Origin of the sequence: Burkholderia sp. ABCPW 11, from assembly GCF_001523445.1 — a bacterium.
Classification (GTDB): domain Bacteria; phylum Pseudomonadota; class Gammaproteobacteria; order Burkholderiales; family Burkholderiaceae; genus Burkholderia.
On sequence record NZ_LOVM01000094.1, the window covers coordinates 1 to 15,455 of the forward strand.

The following is a 15,455-nucleotide window of genomic DNA, read 5'->3' on the forward strand; positions in this document are numbered from 1 at the left end:
CAAGCGAAGCACGTGCTCGACTCGGTCAGCATCTACAACCCCGAGAACGTCGCGGCCTATACGGACGCGATCGCCGCCCTCTATCGCGACGCGTGACGCGCCGCCCTTTCCGGACTCCGACATTAACGCGCACCAGCACCTCACCCGCGCCAAATGACTGATCGGCCGCGCCGTTCGTGTAGACGCGCTTCAAGCAGGACCACTTCGGGCGCAGATGCAGCAGGCACGCCGGTCGGTCAGGGCGGTCAAGCGAATCAGTCGAATCGATCTGGAGCGGTATTCGACGTATCGCGATCTTGCCTGTATGCGTACCGAGAGCGTGCCCAGCGCGTTGACGCCGAGCGCGTGGCGTTGCGTAGCTGAGTACACGAGCTATTCGTCGAGAGCCGAAGCTCTGTTGGCAGCCGCAGCATCATGGGCAAATCGGACAGCGCGGGCATGTTGACAGCCCTACCGGTTCTGTTGGCAGAATGACTTAACATAATGCTGTTTATCGCTTTATTGGGGTCCGAGTTAAAATTTACAGTCCGGACTAGGCAGGCATGTCGGTTTCCGGCTATGCCGAAATAATACAAATAAGCCTTCAATCGCAACGGCTTTCCAGTGCCGGTAATTGTGCAGCAGCCCATTACACAATTATCGTGGTGGCACGACATGCTTGACGACACCTCACACCCGCCTTGGTGCGAGCATAGAGATCGAAACGGTTGCCCATGCGGGCGCCAGCGACGTTCGCCAACTTCTAACGCCACCGTAGTCGGATCTCCTTGGCGAAAGCGTCACGGCCCCACTTCAGGCCGATTGGTGATCCGCTTGTCAATGACCGAATCGCTGTTGAATTGATGCTAAAATTGATGCGGGAAAGCATCAAAGGAGCCATCATGCGTACCACCGTCACCGTCGACGACGCTCTCTATGCGCGCGCACTCGAACTCGCCGAACCTGGCATGCCGCCGGCCGACCTATTCCGGACGGCACTTGAAACCTTCGTGCGCGTCCAGGCCGGTCAACGCCTGGCCGCCCTGGGCGGTCGCGCGCCCGACATGGCAGATGTCCCGCGCCGCGCTCCCGAGGTAATCGTCCGATGAGTGTGTTGGTCGACACGTCTGTGTGGGCCCAGCATTTCCGGCGGCCACTACCAGTGCTTATCCAACTTCTGAGCGTCGATAACGTCCTTACACATCCACTGGTGATACTTGAGCTCACGTGCGGGACGCCGCCCGAACCGCGGGCACGAACGCTGGGAGATCTCGCGTTATTGCGCCAAACGCGCCGCGCGACGCCAGGCGAAGTAGCGGACTGGATCGAGCGGGAACGGCTGTATGGGCGCGGATGCGGTGTCGTGGATTGCACGCTGCTTGCATCGGTGCTGTTGACCCCGAACACCCGACTCTGGACGCGCGATCGGCGGCTCGCGCAACTGGCAGAGCAATTCGGGGTTCACTACGTACCGCCTGACCTGCATTGAGCGAAGCAGTTGACGACTTCTTTGCGCGGTCTGTCGCCGTGCCTAGGCGCGGTCCCGCTTCGCTCCTCGCGATTAGGCCGCCCGCTTCTGGGCGGGCCGCCCATCCGTGCGGCAAGTGCCAGAAAAACCAGATCAGACTGCAGGCCTACCCATTCGTTGCACGTCCGCAGTGCGTGGCGTTGATAGGTCACGGCCCGTTACCAATCCAGAATGCCTTTTAGCGCCTGCTCCATCTCTTTCTGCTTTGGGGACATAGTGTGGTGGCGCCCCATCCCGGACGCTGCGTTAAGTTTCGCATGCGTCGAGTTGGTCGCGCGGCGGGCTGAATCGAACTGAACCGCTATTAAAGCAGGGGCAGTTGGCGTGGATCTCGTGTGGATACCGAGACGAGGTCGACATCCTTCCCGACACGTTGCATCCAGGCAATGACGGGGACGCGCCCCCCATCAACGATTAAGTCGAAGGCAAACGCTTCGAACATCTCCCCATATCCTCGCCATCGCCGAGAAGGTATGCATATTGCACCGTGGCCTCATCTTTCCCAGCCAACATAGGAGAACCGATGAGCGATCCCACCGCAAATTCCGGGACGACTGCGAAAGCGGTGCCGTCCCCACGAGACCCCCATCTGCGCGCGCTGGCGAACTGTATCCGCTTCCTCGCCATGGATGCAGTCCAGAAAGCCGACAGCGGTCATCCTGGTGCGCCAATGGGGTTGGCTGACGTCGCGACGGTCCTGTTCAAGGAGTTCATGCAATTCGATGCATCGGACCCTCACTGGATCGACCGAGACCGGTTTGTGCTTTCCAACGGACACGCGTCGATGCTCCTCTACAGCCTTCTCTATCTGACGGGCTATTCGGACATGACCATCGACGAGCTGAAGCGGTTCCGGCAAGTCGGCAGCAAGACACCCGGTCATCCGGAGTACTCGCACGCCGAGGGAATCGAACTGACTACCGGCCCCCTCGGACAAGGCATTGCGGACTCCGTCGGCATGGCGTTGGCCGAGCGCGTCATGAATGCGCACTTCGGCGACAATCTCGTCGATCACTACACGTATGTATTTCTCGGTGACGGTTGCCTGATGGAAGGCATCAGCCACGAGGCCATTTCGTTGGCTGGCCACCTCCGGTTGGGCCGACTGATCGCGTTCTGGGACAACAATTCGATTTCGATCGACGGCGCCACCAAACTCGCGGTCTCGGACAACGAGATCGAGCGCTTTCACGCAGCTGGATGGCACGTCCTGGAAATCGACGGCCACGACACGGATGCGATACGGAGCGCCATCGAGACCGCCCGGACAACGCATGATCGACCGACCTTGATCGCATGCAGGACGATCATCGGATTCGGCTTTCCGACGAAGGCTGGAACCGAGAAAGCCCATAGCGATGCCCCGGGCGAAGGTGAAATCTCGGGCGCACGCCAGGCGCTCGATTGGCATTCGCCGCCGTTTGAAATCCCGGATGACCTGCTGCAAGCATGGCGGGAGATCGGCGCGCGTGGCCTCAAGACGAGGCTCGCGTGGGAGGAGCGCGTCCGCCAGGCGCCGCATGCGCTGCGTACCGAATTCGACCGGCGCAATGCCGGAAAGCTTCCAGATAACTGGAAGGCGGCGATTGCGGCGGCACGGCAGGCGTTTATTGCCGGTGGCAGTGCCATGGCCACCCGCAAGGCCAGCGGTGCGGTGCTCGACTATCTCGTCGACGCGATTCCGGAATTGCTGGGCGGCTCGGCCGACCTTACGCAGTCCAACAATACGAAAACGAAGAATCAAGTCGCGATCGAGCCCGGCCGGTTCAACGGTTCGTACCTTCATTACGGTGTCCGCGAACACGGCATGGCCGCCGCCATGAACGGCATTGCCCTTCATGGCGGCCTGATTCCGTACGGCGGCACCTTCCTTTGTTTTTCGGACTACTGCCGACCGGCGATCCGGTTGAGCGCGATGATGCGGGTGCGGTCCATCTTCGTGATGACGCACGATTCCATCGGCCTCGGAGAAGACGGTCCGACTCATCAACCCGTCGAGCACCTTGCCGCCCTTCGGGCCATTCCCCAACTCGCGGTCTATCGGCCAGCCGACCCAGTCGAAACGGCAGAGTGCTGGGAACTGATTCTCGAACAGCCCCGCCGGGCTGCCCTCCTCGCATTGTCACGACAGCCGGTCCCGCTCCTGCGCAACGAGCCTGGAAACGAAAACAAGTCGGCACGCGGTGCCTATATTTTGCGGGAGGCCGATGGCGGGCCGCGCCAACTCACGTTGCTCGCGACAGGTTCGGAGGTCGACCTCGCCGTCCAGGCACGCGACGTCCTGCAGCACGAAGGCGTGCCGACGGCCGTCGTATCGATGCCGTGCCGCCTGCTGTTCGAGGAGCAGCCACGCGATTACCAACGGGCCGTGCTGGGCGCTTCTCCCGCGAGGGTCGCGGTCGAGGCGGCGGTCGAACTGGGATGGGAGCGGTACATCGGTCCGGAAGGCCGCTTCGTCGGCATGCACAGCTTCGGCGAGTCCGGGAAAATCAAGGACGTGTACGACAAGTTCGACATTACGGTCGATGCGGTTGTTCGCGCGGCGCATCAGGTGTTATCCGAAGTGTGACATTGCTGCGATCCGCTCGAGATGCGATGACCTCGCAGGGTTCGTGGATGTGCCTGGAGAAGTGGGCGCGGTCGATTTTCGGCGGATTCTCGCGTAGCGTTAGAATAGCGCCCCTTCTCATGGGAGACGATAATGTCCTGGTTCGTTTATGAAGTGCCCGAATACCACGAAGACGCTGCGCGCATCGAGCCCTTCAGCGACCTGCGTAGCCGTGTGCTACAAGTCAGTGGCGCGGCCATGGCCGACGAGCTGGAAAGCGTTCGCGAGAACGCCGCGGCGACGGCGGACACGCCGGAGCGCCCGCTGCGTACGCCGGAAAATCCGCATGTCTTTCCGATTCCTTACGCCGACTCCATGATCCTCGTCGGCTTCATCTTCGATTTGAAACGCGAATTCCGGCAACTGGTCGTGTCACCCGTGGAAATGCCCTGGCTGAAAGACGCGTAAAGCGTTGCGTCGGCGGGATCGGGCGGATTGATTGCCGCGAGCCGGCTGTTGGCCGGCCCGTTGAGTCGCGACCCGCTTGTCATGATCGTGGGCTGTGCGGTTGCCGGTGCAGGTCTCGCCAATGTCGTACACGCCCTCTTCAGCATGGTGGGCGCCCTTCCGCGCCGAGCAGGTCCGTGGAGACGAACTCAATCCGCGCGATGCTTACTTCTCGAAAGTACCGACGAAGACGAGGTGGCGCGCGCCCAACCCGTTCGTCTTCGAGCGATTGCTTCGACCAGCCGGCACTGTGTCGCGCGAAATAGTTTCCTGAGCGCCCATCATCTTCCTCAACCAATCTCGTTGAAGCGCTGGCTCTCGGTCTCGTTACGAATGGCTAGCGAGGCCGGTCGCGAAGCAGCAGACGCGACCCGACTTCCACGATCGACGTAATCGCCGGCAGCAGTTCCCGGCCCAGCGACGTCAACTCGTATTCCACGGACGGCGGCGACGTCGGCAACACGCTTCGCCGGATCACGCCCCGCTCCTCGAGATCACGCAGCCTGCCGGTCAGCACCTTCGCGGTGATGGTCGGGTTGTCGCGCCGCAACTCCGAAAACCGACGCGGGCCGTTGCTCAGGCACCAGATCAGTTCGGGCGTCCACAGGCCGCCGATCAACGCCATGCATTTCGACATCGGACAGCCGGGAAGCGGCTCCACCTTCTTTCGCATTCTCAAGCCCATCGTCGTCCCACCGAGGTTTCCATTTGGTTACTTGAAAATGATGGTAACCGATGGATAGGTGGTTTCCAATGGAAACCTTCATCCCTACACTTGGAACCTCACCTACCGATACACGGAGAGAACGAACATGTACGCAATAACGGGAGCATCCGGACAACTCGGGCGCCTTGTGATCGACGCGTTGCTTGAAACCGTGCCGGCCAGCCGGATCGTCGCGGCGGTCAGGGATCCCGCGAAGGCGCGCGACCTCGAGGCGTGCGGCGTGGTGGTGCGCGAGGCCGACTACAAGCGGCCTGAAACGCTCGCCACCGCGTTCGTCGGTGTCGACAAGCTCCTGCTGATCTCGTCGACCGAAGTCGCCGGCCGCTTGCCGTTGCATCGCGCGGTGATCGATGCGGCCGGGCAGGCCGGCGTCTCGTTGCTCGCCTATACGAGCATGCTGCACGCCGACACTTCGCCTGCCCGGCTCGCGATCGAGCATCGGCAGACGGAAGAAGTCATTGCGGCGTCGGGCCTCCCCGCCGTCATCCTTCGCAATGGCTGGTACACCGAGAACCACATGATGGCCCTTCCAGCGGCGCTCGAGCACGGCGCGTTCATCGGGGCCGCCAAGGCGGGGCGCTTCTCTGCCGCCGCGCGGAAGGACTATGCCGAGGCGGCAGCCGTGGTACTGACGACGGACGGCCACGCAGGAAAGACGTATGAACTCGCGGCGGACGATGTGTTCACGCTGGCGCAGCTGGCCGCGGAGGTTTCGCGGCAGTCCGGCAAGACCGTCGTCTACAACGATCTTGCGCAGGACGCCTATGCGGACGCGCTGACGAGCGCCGGGTTGCCGCCCGAGCTTGCCGGCATCCTGGCCGATGCCGACGTGGCCGCCTCGCGCGGTGCGCTGTTCGACGACGGCGGCGCCCTCGCGCGACTGATCGGTCGACCCACGACGCCGTTGGCGAACGTCGTCGCGACTGCGTTGCGCGGTTAAAGCAGGCAAGCTCCGGGAAGGCGCGGGCCAGCACCGCTCGACGTCGGGCAGTGTGGCCGGCGCCTGCACAGCCGCATCGATCTCGCCGGCTGCCCCGCTGCTCGCGGCCCGTCGGAACCGGCGGATGCGCGCGTTGCGGCGCGGTGCAAATCACGCCGATCGACGACGCGCGCATTGCACGTCCGTTGACGTTCACAGTGGCACGTGGCTCACAACCGGTAAGTTCGCAGCGCATTGTGGACGAACAGTGCTTCGCGCTCATCGTCGCGGGCGCCCGCGACGATCTCCGCATAAGCGTGCCAGAGCGCTTGATAGCCGGCATGAAGCCGATCGACCGGGAAATTCGACGCGAACATGCAGCGCGCCGCGCCGAACACGTCGATCGCCTCCAGCACGTACGGGCGGAAACTCTCGACCGACCAACGATGGTCGAACATCGCGAGCCCGGACAGCTTCATCGTCACGTTCGCTCGCCGCGCGAGCCCGCGCAGTCCGTCGCGCCATTCGCGCCAGCCGTGCACGCTGGTCCGGTCGACGAACATGCCCGTATGGTTGACGATCACGGGCGTGTCCGGGTGCGCATCGATGACGGCGAGCGCGGCGCCGACCTGGGCCGGGTACAGCTGCAGGTCGAACGACAAGCCGAACTCGCTCAGCATGCCGAAGTTCTCGCGCCAGCGCGGCTCGGCCAGATAGTCCACGTCGACGTAGTTGTACCAAGGGTCCGGATGCCGGTTCAACACTTGCCGGATGCCGCGCACGTTGGGATGCGCCGCTGCGTCGGCGAGCCGGATGCGTGCGTCCGGCGCGAACAGGTCGACGCCGGCGACGATGCCGTCCGGCATCCCGCCGCTCGCCGGCGCCTCGGCAAGCGCCTGCAGCCAGTCGACTTCGCTCGGCGTCGTCCACGCATCGTGGATCGCCTCGACATGCACGACCTTCAGCACGTCGATATCCGCGCCGGCGTCCGCACGCAGGTCCGCGGGCAGGTAGCGGCGAGGCAAATCCGCCACCGCGCCGGAGAATGCCGGCTGAGCGCGATCGAGCCAGCCGTAACTCAGCGCATCGGCGTCCCAGAAATGGACATGGGGATCGACAACCTGCATGTGGGCTCCGTGAGTTCATGCGACACGATGATCCGCTGCAACGGTTCGGCACACGTCGAGCGCTGCCGATCCGTTGAACGGGCCGGCCTCATTCCAGATGAAACATCGGCGCCAGCGCTTTCTCCACAGGACGTCCGTCCGGTCCGGTCGCCATCAGGTCGGCCATGTACGCCCACCAGCGACGCATCACGTCCGTTTCGGCAAGTTGCGCGATCCGATGATCGGCCGGCCGTTTGAGCACGGCGAACAGGTGATGGGTGTCGTCGTCGAGAAAGATCCAGTAGTCCGAGATGCCCGCTGCACGAAGCGCGTCGGCCAGTTCCGGCCAGATCGCATCGTGCCGGCGCCGGTATTCGTCCTGCTTGCCGGGGTGCAGGCGCATCCTGAAGGCGATCGTTTCCATGCCCATGCCTCGCGGTGTCATTGCAGGTTCACGTACATGCCGCCGTCGACGAGCAGCGCGGCGCCATTCACGTAGCGCGCCATGTCGGACGCGAGAAACACGACGCAGTCGGCGACGTCGTCCGGCTCGCCGAGGCGGCCGAGCGGAATCCGGCGCTCGAAGTACTCGGTCTTGCCGGGCGCGGCGAGATCGTCGTCGTTGATCTCGGTGCGGATCGTACCGGGCAGCACCGAATTGCAGCGAATCCGATGCGGCGCGAGCGCAACCGCGCACGACTGCATCAGCGCATGGACGCCGGCCTTGGTCGGCGTGTAGTGCGTCTGCATGCCGCCGCCGACCAGCGCGCTGATCGAACTCGTCGCGACGATCGCGCCGCCACGCCCTTGCGCGGCCATTTGACGTGCGGCGGCCTGGGTCATGTAGAACGCACCGTGCAGGTTCACTGCCATCGTTCTTTGCAGCAGTTCTGGCGGCAAGTCCAGGAAGCCATGGAACGGGCAGATTCCGGCATTGCTCGCCAGCACGTCGATCCGGCCGAATCGCTCGACCGCGGCCGCGACGAGCGCGCTGGCCGTGTCGGGCTGCGCGACGTCGCCCGGTACGGCCAGCGCATCGCGCCCCGTCGCGCGGATCGCGTCGACGAGCGCGTCGATCTCGTGATCGGCCTGCGCAGGCAGCAGCGGGTTCGTCCAGTAGTTGACGACGATGTCGGCGCCATGCCGCGCACACGCCAGCGCGATCGCGCGGCCGATCCCGCGCGATCCGCCTGTCACGACGACGATCCTGTCTTCGAGCAACTTCGTCATTGCGCCCTCCTCTCTCGACCATCACGCGTTCGGCAGCGGCCGCCGCCGTTCGAGCCGGCCGGCCTCACGATGCGAGTGCACGCCTGCGCGCGCTCAGTGTTCGTACGGGCGCTGCATGCGCACGTCCGGATTCAGGCGCACGCCGAAACCGGGCGTGTCGGGCACCTTCATCCGTCCGCCGACCGGCACCGGCTCGTCGAGCAGCAGCGGATCGAACATCGGCACGACACGATCCGCCTGCGGCGCCATCATCAGGAATTCGGCGAACGGGCTGTTGTGCCGCGTCGCGACGAAGTGGTAGCTGTAGACCGATGAGCCGTGCGGAATCACCAGCACGCCGCGCGCGTCGGCGAGCGCCGAGATCCGGATCAGCTCGGTGAGCCCGCCGCACCAACCCACGTCCGGCTGAATGATGTCGCAGCACTCCATCTCCAGCAGCATCCGGAAGCCCCAGCGGGTCGCCTCGTGCTCGCCGGTCGTGACGAGCATGCCGCGCGGCACGTCGCGGCGCAGCTTCGCGTAGCCCCAATAGTCGTCGGGCGGCAGGCATTCCTCGATCCATTTCAAACCGAGTGCGTGCGCTTCGTGCGCGAGCCGCGTCGCATACGGCACGTCGAGACTCATCCAGCAATCGAGCATCAGCCAGAAATCGGCGCCGACGCGCGAACGCATCTCGGCCAGCGCCTCGAGATTGCGGCGCAGGCCGGCCTCTCCCTCGGCCGGGCCGTGATGCAACGGCAGCTTGCCGCCGATGAAGCCCATCTCCTTCGCGAGATCGGGCCGCGCACCGGTCGCGTAGAACTCGAGCTCGTCGCGCACCTTGCCGCCGAGCAACTGATGCACGGGCTCCCGCCGGACCTTCGCGAGCAGATCCCACAGCGCGAGATCGACGCCGGAAATCGCATTGAGTACGACGCCCTTGCGTCCGTAGTACAGCGTCGCGTAGAACATCTGATCCCACATCTTCTCGATGTCGGTCACGCGCTGCCCTTCGATGAAGCGCGCGAGATGCCGCTCGACGATGAACGCGCCGATCTCGCCGCCGGTCGTCACCGCAAACCCGACCGTTCCATCGCTGGCCTCGACTTCGATCACGAGCGTGCCGAGCACGTTGATGCCGAACGACTGGCGGCTCTGCCGGTATTCGGGGTAGCGCGACATCGGCGTCGCAATGTGGTCGTCGATCCAGTGACCGGTATCCTGATCGTGATAGTCGGCACCGCCACCACGCACCGTCAGCGCGCGGACCGCGCGTATCGTCGGCATGCTCATTCTTCGGGTTCCTTGGTTGGGTTATCGGGTGCGAAGGCCGCCCGTACGCGTCGTGCGCACCGGCTACGGCGCAAATCGCCACGTCGTGCCGCGAGGCGGCCGCGTCAGCGTGCCCAGCGCAGCACCAATGCGTCGAGCCGTCGCGCAATCTCGATCAGGCCCGCGCGCGTCGCCGGATGCAGCGGCGCGAGCGGGCGGCGCGGCGCGTCCGATGCGATCAGGCCACCCTCCTTCATCAGCGCCTTCGCCGCCAGCAGGCCGGCCTGACGGTTCTCGTAATTGATCAACGGCAGCCATTGCTCATAGCGCGCGACCGCGTCGTCACGCTGCCCGGCCAGATACGCGGCGAGAATCGGCTGCAGCCCGTCCGGGTAGCCGCCGCCGAGGATGCTGCCGGTCGCGCCCGCATCGAGATCGGCGAGCAGCGTGATCGCTTCCTCGCCGTCGAACGGCCCTTCGATCGCATCGCCGCCGAGCGCGATCAGCTCGCGCAGCTTCGCCGCCGATTGCGGCACCTCGATCTTGAAATAGCGCAGATTCGGAATCGTGTGCGCGATGCGCGCCAGAAACGCGGCCGATACCTGCGTGCCGCTCATCGGCGCATCCTGGTACATGATCGGAATCGCGATCGCGTCGGAGAGCTCCGCATAGAACTGCTCGATCGCGGCCTCGCCGCAACGGATCGTCGCGCCGTGGTACGGCGGCATCACCATCACCATCGCCGCACCGGCCGCCTGTGCGGCGCGGCTGCGCGCCGCGCAGATCGCCGGATTGAAATGCGTGGTCGTCACGATCACCGGCACGCGCCCCGCCACGTGCTCGAGGATCGCCGCGATGAGCCGCTCGCGCTCGTCGTCGGTCAACGAAAACTGTTCCGAGTAGTTCGCGAGGATGCACAGGCCGTCCGCTCCGGCGTCGATGATGAAGTCGACGCAGCGCTTCTGGCCCGGCATGTCGATCTCGCCCGACTCGGTGAAGATCGTCGGCGCGACGGAGAACGCGCCCGTATAGCGGCGGTGAATCGGCTTGGTCAAGCTCATCTGGAATCCTCTCTTGTAATAAGTGATCCGAATTTAATGGCGCATGGATCGTGCGCCAATACCACGATAAATCACGCGTCACACGCGCCCGTACCGTCCTCGCAGCCCGTCCGTCACGCCGCAATAGATCGCCTTCAGCTTCAGACGCTTGTTGCGCGCATGCAGCAGCACGAACGCGACGTGCTTGAGCGTGATGAGATTGATCAGCAGCATCGCCGGATAGCGCCGCCAGTAGTCGCGGGCGACGAGGATGCAGTTGCGCGCCGCATAGTAGTGGCGCAGCGGGCTCTGGTCGAATATCTCGACACGCGGCCAGTGCTGCTGCACGGACGGGCTGCCGAGTTCGTGGGGCAGCGACACGTCGGCGTTGACGCATACCGGCACGCCGTGCGCTTGCGCGCGCATGCAGTATTCGGCGTCGACGTGGTCGATGAAGAAATCCTCGCGAAAGCGGCCGAGCGCGCGATACGCGTCGAGCGAGATCGCGGTGCCCGACGAGATGATGACCGAGCACGACAGCAAGCCATGCGCGCCGCCGTGGATCGGCGTGATCTGCGCGGACCAGCGGCGCACCGTGAACAACGGCAGGTCGCGCTGAAAATTGCGGTTGAAGATCCGCGGCCCGACCAGGAAGCGGCTGTCGCCCACCCGCGCGCAACCGGCCAGCATTCGGTCGAAATAGTCGTCCGGAACGTACGAATCCTGATCGAAGATGAAGAAGACGTCGCAGCCGCGGCCGATCAGGAATTCGACGCCGGCGTTGAACGCCCCGGCGATGCCGCCGCGATTGTGATTCGCGATCACGTCGACGCCGCCTTCGGCAAGCCGTGCGTACAGCGCACGATCGGCGACGGGCGAATTGTCGACCGCGACGACGGCGGGGCTTTTCGCGGGCATTGTCAGCAAATGCTCGATCTGCGCTGCGGACGGCTTGTACAGCGTGACCAACGTACCGTGTGTCATGACAGCACCTCGTGACGATCAAGTAGCGATGCGCCGCGCCGGTCGATCCGGGCGGCCCGTCCTCCTTTGCACGACTGCTTGTCTCGTCGACCGGCCCGCGCTGCCTCGCTCGCGTGCTGCGCGCGAGCGTCGCAGGCGCCGCGGCCGGTCTGGTTTTATTTTGCGTACAGCTTGACGACGCTTGCCTGGACGACGCGCGTGATCTCCTCCATCCGCCAGCGGATATGCGTGTCGGTCAGCGCCGCGCAACGTGCCGCATCGCGTTCCGCGAGCGCGTCGAGAATCTCGAGATGCTCGGTAAACGCCTCGTTGCGTCGCTGATCGACATCGACCCAGCGCACGTAGTGAATCCGCGCGTTGATTCCTTGCAGCACCCGGCCGATCTCGGCGTTGCCCGACAATGCGGCCAGCTCCAGGTGAAACTCCTCGTCCTTGACGACCAGCTCCGACGACGACATTCGCGCGGCATTCTTCATCACCTGCTTCCAGAAGCGTCGCAGCGCCTTGATGTCGTTGTCCGATGCGCGCTCGCACGCGAGCATCGCCGCGGTCGTCTCGATCGAGCGACGTAATTCGAACAGATCGAACACATCCTTCCCCTCCAGTTCCCGAATGAAGAAACCGCGGTTCGGCACGAACACCAGCAGGTTTTCGGCAACGAGCCGGTTCAGTGCCTCGCGAATCGGCGTACGACTCACGTTGAAGCGCTCGGCGAGCTCCAGTTCGTTGAACCGTTCGCCCGGCCGGATCTCGTACAGCACGGCCATCTGTTTCAACTGCTCGTAAATCTCGTTGACCGTGAGGCCCGTGCGCATCGGCGCCGCGGTCTCCCGGCCAGCCATAACGGAAGTCGACATCTCGTCTCCTGGATCCACCTGTTGTCACCGCGCGTCATTATCCACCGGCAGTTCGCCCGCGCGCGTCTTGTTACATGCACGAGCCATGCGTCAGCGCATCAGCAAGCTGCCGAAGCCCGGCACGGGATCGTCGATGCCCGCGAGCCGCAGTGCGTGCCACGCGAGCGCGTGATTGCTCGACAATACGGGTTTGCCTGCGCGCGCCTCGATGTCGGCCAGCGCATCGACGATGCGCAGGCTCGTGCACGATACGAACACGGCATCGACGGCCGGATCGGCGGCGAGCGTCAGCACCGCATGCTCGATCGACGCGCGCTCGATGCGGGCGACCTCGTTGTCGTCGCGGTGCTCGAACGAGCCGACCCGCACGATATCGACGCCGCGCGCGCGCAGGTACGCGGCCATCGCATCGTTGATCGTGCGCTCGTACGGCGTCAGCAGCGCGACGCCACGCGCGCCGAGCGCCGTCAGCGCGACGCGCGCCGCGGTGATCGGCGTGGTGCACGCGACGCCGGGCCGTGCCTCGCGGATGCGCTCGAAGACGCGCTCCTCGCCCAGCACCATCGACGCCGACGTGCAGCCGAATGCAACGACGTCGAGCCGCTCGCCCGGCCGGATCAACTCGACCGCGGCGCAGATCCCGCCGTCCATCTGCGCGAGCGTCTCGGCTGTGATCTCGGCCGAATTCGCGATCCGGCTTTCGTAGAACGCGACGCCATCGATCGCGAGCAGACGCCGCCACTCGTATTCGATCGTATGATCGGTCGCCAGCACGACGAGGCCGATCGCCGCGCGCCGCGCGATGCCGGCGTCGAGCGAGAAATCGAAGCGGGCGTAGGCGCCGACGCCCGGATCGGACGCCTCGGAGGGTGACAGAAGTTCGCTCATTGCAGGGTCATCCCGGTAATGTCGATGTCGGGCCGCTTGCCGTGGATCAGATCCGCCACGATCTTCGCGGTGCCGCACGACATGGTCCAGCCCATATGGCCGTGGCCGGTGTTGAAAAACAGGTTGCGGTGCCGGGATGCGCCGATGATCGGCGTGCCCTCCGGCGTCATCGGCCGCAGCCCGGCCCAGTACGACGGCTTCGCGTAGTCCGCGCCGTTCGGGAACAGTGCCTGCGCGGTCGCGAGCATGTGCGCGAAATCGTGCGGCGAATGCGTGGTGTCGTAGCCGCTGAACTCGGCGGTCGCCGTCAGCCGCAGCCGGTCGCCGAAGCGCGCCCATGCGACGAGCTGGTTCTCCTCGACGCCGCCGAGCGCGGGCGGCTCGTGCGTGTCGCCGATCGGCAGCGTGACCGAGTACCCCTTGACCGGATAGATCGGCAGCCGGTAGCCGAGCGCGCGCGCGACGAACGGCGAGTACGCACCGAGTGCGAGCACGTATCGATCGCCGGTCACGCGCCCCTGCGACGTCTCGACATAGTCGATCGCATCGGCGCTCGCGCGCACGCCGTCGATCGACGCGCCGAAGCGGAATTCGACGCCGAGCGCGCGGCAGCGCTCGGCGAGTGCGCGCGTGAAGAGATGCGCGTCGCCGCTCTCGTCGCTCGGACAATGGATCGCGCCCGCGATCCCGGCCGCCGCGTGGCGCAGCGCCGGCTCGCGTTCGACGGTGGCCCGCGCATCCAGGATGTCGAGCGGCAGACCGTTGTCGGTCAGAATCCGCATGTTCGCGACGCCCCGCTCGAACGACGCCGGATCGCGATACAGGTACAACAGCCCGCCGCTCGTCCGGTCGTACTCGAGCCGTTCGTCGCGCGTCGCCTGCTGAAGCCGCTGCTGCGCGTAACGACACAGCCGCACCTTGATCGACGTATTGCGTCGCGAGCGCTCGGCCGTGCAGTTCTGCAGGAACAGCGCGCACCAGGCCCACATGCGCCAGTCGGGCGTCCATTTGAGCCGCAGCGCCTGGCCGTCGGCAAACAGCGACTTGAAGAGAATCCTGGGCGCGCGCGGCGATGCCCAGGTATACGAATGGCCCGGCGCGATCAGCCCCGCATTCGCGAAGCTCGTTTCGAGCGCGACGCCGTCGCGACGTTCGATCACCGTCACCTCGTCGCCTGCCTTCGCGAGAAAATACGCAGTGGTCACGCCGACGATGCCGCCGCCGAGCACGATCGTCTTCATCGTCCGGTTCTCCTGTCCTGGTCCTAGCTCGCGGCGATCGCCGCGATCTCGACCGTGTACTGCGGAAACGCGAGCTTCGATTCGACGCACGCGCGCGCCGGCGGCTCGCCCTTCGGCACCCACGCGTCCCACACACTGTTCATCTCGGCGAAGCTGCGATAGTCGGCCAGCCAGATGCTCGCGGACACGATCCGGCGCTTGTCGAGCCCCGCGCTTTCGAGCAGCCGGTCGATCTTGTCGAGAATCTGCCGGGTCTGCCCCGCAACGTCGAGCGACGTGTCGTCCGCCACCTGCCCGGCGACGAATGCCAGCCCGCCCACGACCACCAACTGGCTCATCCGTTCACCTGCGCCGTATCGCTTGATCTCCACCATCTGACAGTCCTCCAAGGTCGTGTCGAGTTGGGCTGATTTAAGCACTGCAATTCACCTCTGTATACACTTTTTTCAGAAATATTCTCGATTGCGCCAGATTGGCGCGCCCGTGCACCACGACTATCCACGCTCTTTATAGGCGTGCATAAATGCATGAAAACAGGGCGATTTTTCTGCCGACAACAAGAATTCCGCGATTCCTCGCAGCGACTTGAAAATTTATTTGCAAACGATTTTTGATCTGTGATTCTGTCGACACTTCTGTATATCAAACCA

The 15,455-nt window shown here is 64.6% G+C and carries 16 protein-coding genes; 5 read left to right on the plus strand and 11 right to left on the minus strand.

The features are described from left to right. Window positions 1–881 precede the first annotated feature (881 nt). The 4 genes from WS61_RS30435 (at window position 882) to WS61_RS30445 (ending at window position 4,523) form a co-directional block, all read left to right on the plus strand. Window positions 882–1,088 carry a DUF2191 domain-containing protein gene (locus tag WS61_RS30435; protein WP_059506299.1) on the plus strand — a complete coding sequence of 69 codons (207 nt, stop codon included), beginning with the start codon at window positions 882–884 and terminating at the stop codon, window positions 1,086–1,088. Next, entirely contained in the window at window positions 1,085–1,468 is a 384-nt protein-coding gene (locus tag WS61_RS36130) for a PIN domain-containing protein (protein ID WP_095211868.1), read from the plus strand. The genes WS61_RS30435 and WS61_RS36130 overlap by 4 nt, the downstream gene beginning before the upstream one ends. 562 nt (window positions 1,469–2,030) lie before the next feature. Further along, a complete protein-coding gene (gene tkt, locus WS61_RS30440) occupies window positions 2,031–4,076 on the plus strand; it encodes a transketolase (RefSeq protein WP_059506113.1) in 2,046 nt (681 codons plus the stop codon). A gap of 132 nt (window positions 4,077–4,208) precedes the next feature. After that, on the plus strand, window positions 4,209–4,523 hold the full coding sequence (locus WS61_RS30445) for a hypothetical protein (RefSeq protein WP_059506115.1): 315 nt from the start codon (window positions 4,209–4,211) through the stop codon (window positions 4,521–4,523). 376 nt (window positions 4,524–4,899) lie between these two features. On the opposite strand, the gene WS61_RS30450 is transcribed toward WS61_RS30445, so the two are convergent. Then, window positions 4,900–5,235: a helix-turn-helix domain-containing protein gene (locus WS61_RS30450; RefSeq protein ID WP_257127382.1), complete on the minus strand. Its 336-nt coding sequence runs from the start codon at window positions 5,233–5,235 to the stop codon at window positions 4,900–4,902. 139 nt (window positions 5,236–5,374) lie between these two features. Between WS61_RS30450 and WS61_RS30455 the strand changes: the two genes are divergently transcribed. Next, window positions 5,375–6,229: an SDR family oxidoreductase gene (locus tag WS61_RS30455; protein ID WP_059506117.1), complete on the plus strand. Its 855-nt coding sequence runs from the start codon at window positions 5,375–5,377 to the stop codon at window positions 6,227–6,229. A 209-nt stretch (window positions 6,230–6,438) separates the two neighbouring features. Here WS61_RS30455 and WS61_RS30460 read toward each other — a convergent pair whose 3' ends face one another. From WS61_RS30460 to WS61_RS30505, 10 genes are all read right to left on the minus strand, one after another. After that, complete coding sequence (locus WS61_RS30460; RefSeq protein ID WP_059506119.1) at window positions 6,439–7,335, minus strand: amidohydrolase; 897 nt, start codon at window positions 7,333–7,335, stop codon at window positions 6,439–6,441. Between the two features lie 88 nt (window positions 7,336–7,423). After that, the gene (rhaM, locus tag WS61_RS30465) at window positions 7,424–7,738 is read right to left on the minus strand and encodes an L-rhamnose mutarotase (RefSeq protein WP_034209484.1); all 315 of its coding nucleotides are present in this window, start codon (window positions 7,736–7,738) and stop codon (window positions 7,424–7,426) included. A gap of 17 nt (window positions 7,739–7,755) precedes the next feature. Continuing rightward, on the minus strand, window positions 7,756–8,544 hold the full coding sequence (locus WS61_RS30470) for an SDR family NAD(P)-dependent oxidoreductase (RefSeq protein WP_059506121.1): 789 nt from the start codon (window positions 8,542–8,544) through the stop codon (window positions 7,756–7,758). A gap of 93 nt (window positions 8,545–8,637) precedes the next feature. After that, window positions 8,638–9,816, minus strand: coding sequence for an L-rhamnonate dehydratase (gene rhmD / locus WS61_RS30475; RefSeq protein WP_059506123.1), 1,179 nt, complete (start codon window positions 9,814–9,816; stop codon window positions 8,638–8,640). Window positions 9,817–9,920: 104 nt separating this feature from the next. Then, window positions 9,921–10,856, minus strand: a complete 936-nt coding sequence (locus WS61_RS30480) for a dihydrodipicolinate synthase family protein (RefSeq protein WP_059506125.1) — start codon at window positions 10,854–10,856, stop codon at window positions 9,921–9,923. A 78-nt stretch (window positions 10,857–10,934) separates the two neighbouring features. Then, entirely contained in the window at window positions 10,935–11,819 is an 885-nt protein-coding gene (locus WS61_RS30485) for a glycosyltransferase family 2 protein (RefSeq protein ID WP_059506127.1), read from the minus strand. Between the two features lie 155 nt (window positions 11,820–11,974). Next, the gene (locus WS61_RS30490; RefSeq protein ID WP_059506129.1) at window positions 11,975–12,676 is read right to left on the minus strand and encodes a GntR family transcriptional regulator; all 702 of its coding nucleotides are present in this window, start codon (window positions 12,674–12,676) and stop codon (window positions 11,975–11,977) included. Between the two features lie 90 nt (window positions 12,677–12,766). Next, window positions 12,767–13,564 (minus strand): aspartate/glutamate racemase family protein, encoded by a 798-nt coding sequence (locus WS61_RS30495; protein WP_059506131.1) that lies wholly within the window; start codon window positions 13,562–13,564, stop codon window positions 12,767–12,769. Further along, on the minus strand, window positions 13,561–14,805 hold the full coding sequence (locus WS61_RS30500) for a D-amino acid dehydrogenase (protein WP_059506133.1): 1,245 nt from the start codon (window positions 14,803–14,805) through the stop codon (window positions 13,561–13,563). The genes WS61_RS30495 and WS61_RS30500 overlap by 4 nt, the downstream gene beginning before the upstream one ends. A 23-nt stretch (window positions 14,806–14,828) precedes the next feature. Further along, entirely contained in the window at window positions 14,829–15,179 is a 351-nt protein-coding gene (locus WS61_RS30505; RefSeq protein ID WP_179949723.1) for a RidA family protein, read from the minus strand. Between the last annotated feature and the right edge of the window lie 276 nt (window positions 15,180–15,455).

Excerpts from the sequence above, each read along its gene's own strand:
- WS61_RS30435 (WP_059506299.1), top strand. The coding sequence starts at position 882 with ATGCGTACCACCGTCACCGTCGACGACGCTCTCTATGCGCGCGCACTC.
- WS61_RS36130 (WP_095211868.1), top strand. The coding sequence starts at position 1,085 with ATGAGTGTGTTGGTCGACACGTCTGTGTGGGCCCAGCATTTCCGGCGG.
- tkt (WP_059506113.1), top strand. The coding sequence starts at position 2,031 with ATGAGCGATCCCACCGCAAATTCCGGGACGACTGCGAAAGCGGTGCCG.
- WS61_RS30445 (WP_059506115.1), top strand. The coding sequence starts at position 4,209 with ATGTCCTGGTTCGTTTATGAAGTGCCCGAATACCACGAAGACGCTGCG.
- WS61_RS30450 (WP_257127382.1), bottom strand. The coding sequence starts at position 5,235 with ATGCGAAAGAAGGTGGAGCCGCTTCCCGGCTGTCCGATGTCGAAATGC.
- WS61_RS30455 (WP_059506117.1), top strand. The coding sequence starts at position 5,375 with ATGTACGCAATAACGGGAGCATCCGGACAACTCGGGCGCCTTGTGATC.
- WS61_RS30460 (WP_059506119.1), bottom strand. The coding sequence starts at position 7,335 with ATGCAGGTTGTCGATCCCCATGTCCATTTCTGGGACGCCGATGCGCTG.
- rhaM (WP_034209484.1), bottom strand. The coding sequence starts at position 7,738 with ATGGAAACGATCGCCTTCAGGATGCGCCTGCACCCCGGCAAGCAGGAC.
- WS61_RS30470 (WP_059506121.1), bottom strand. The coding sequence starts at position 8,544 with ATGACGAAGTTGCTCGAAGACAGGATCGTCGTCGTGACAGGCGGATCG.
- rhmD (WP_059506123.1), bottom strand. The coding sequence starts at position 9,816 with ATGAGCATGCCGACGATACGCGCGGTCCGCGCGCTGACGGTGCGTGGT.
- WS61_RS30480 (WP_059506125.1), bottom strand. The coding sequence starts at position 10,856 with ATGAGCTTGACCAAGCCGATTCACCGCCGCTATACGGGCGCGTTCTCC.
- WS61_RS30485 (WP_059506127.1), bottom strand. The coding sequence starts at position 11,819 with ATGACACACGGTACGTTGGTCACGCTGTACAAGCCGTCCGCAGCGCAG.
- WS61_RS30490 (WP_059506129.1), bottom strand. The coding sequence starts at position 12,676 with ATGTCGACTTCCGTTATGGCTGGCCGGGAGACCGCGGCGCCGATGCGC.
- WS61_RS30495 (WP_059506131.1), bottom strand. The coding sequence starts at position 13,564 with ATGAGCGAACTTCTGTCACCCTCCGAGGCGTCCGATCCGGGCGTCGGC.
- WS61_RS30500 (WP_059506133.1), bottom strand. The coding sequence starts at position 14,805 with ATGAAGACGATCGTGCTCGGCGGCGGCATCGTCGGCGTGACCACTGCG.
- WS61_RS30505 (WP_179949723.1), bottom strand. The coding sequence starts at position 15,179 with ATGGTGGAGATCAAGCGATACGGCGCAGGTGAACGGATGAGCCAGTTG.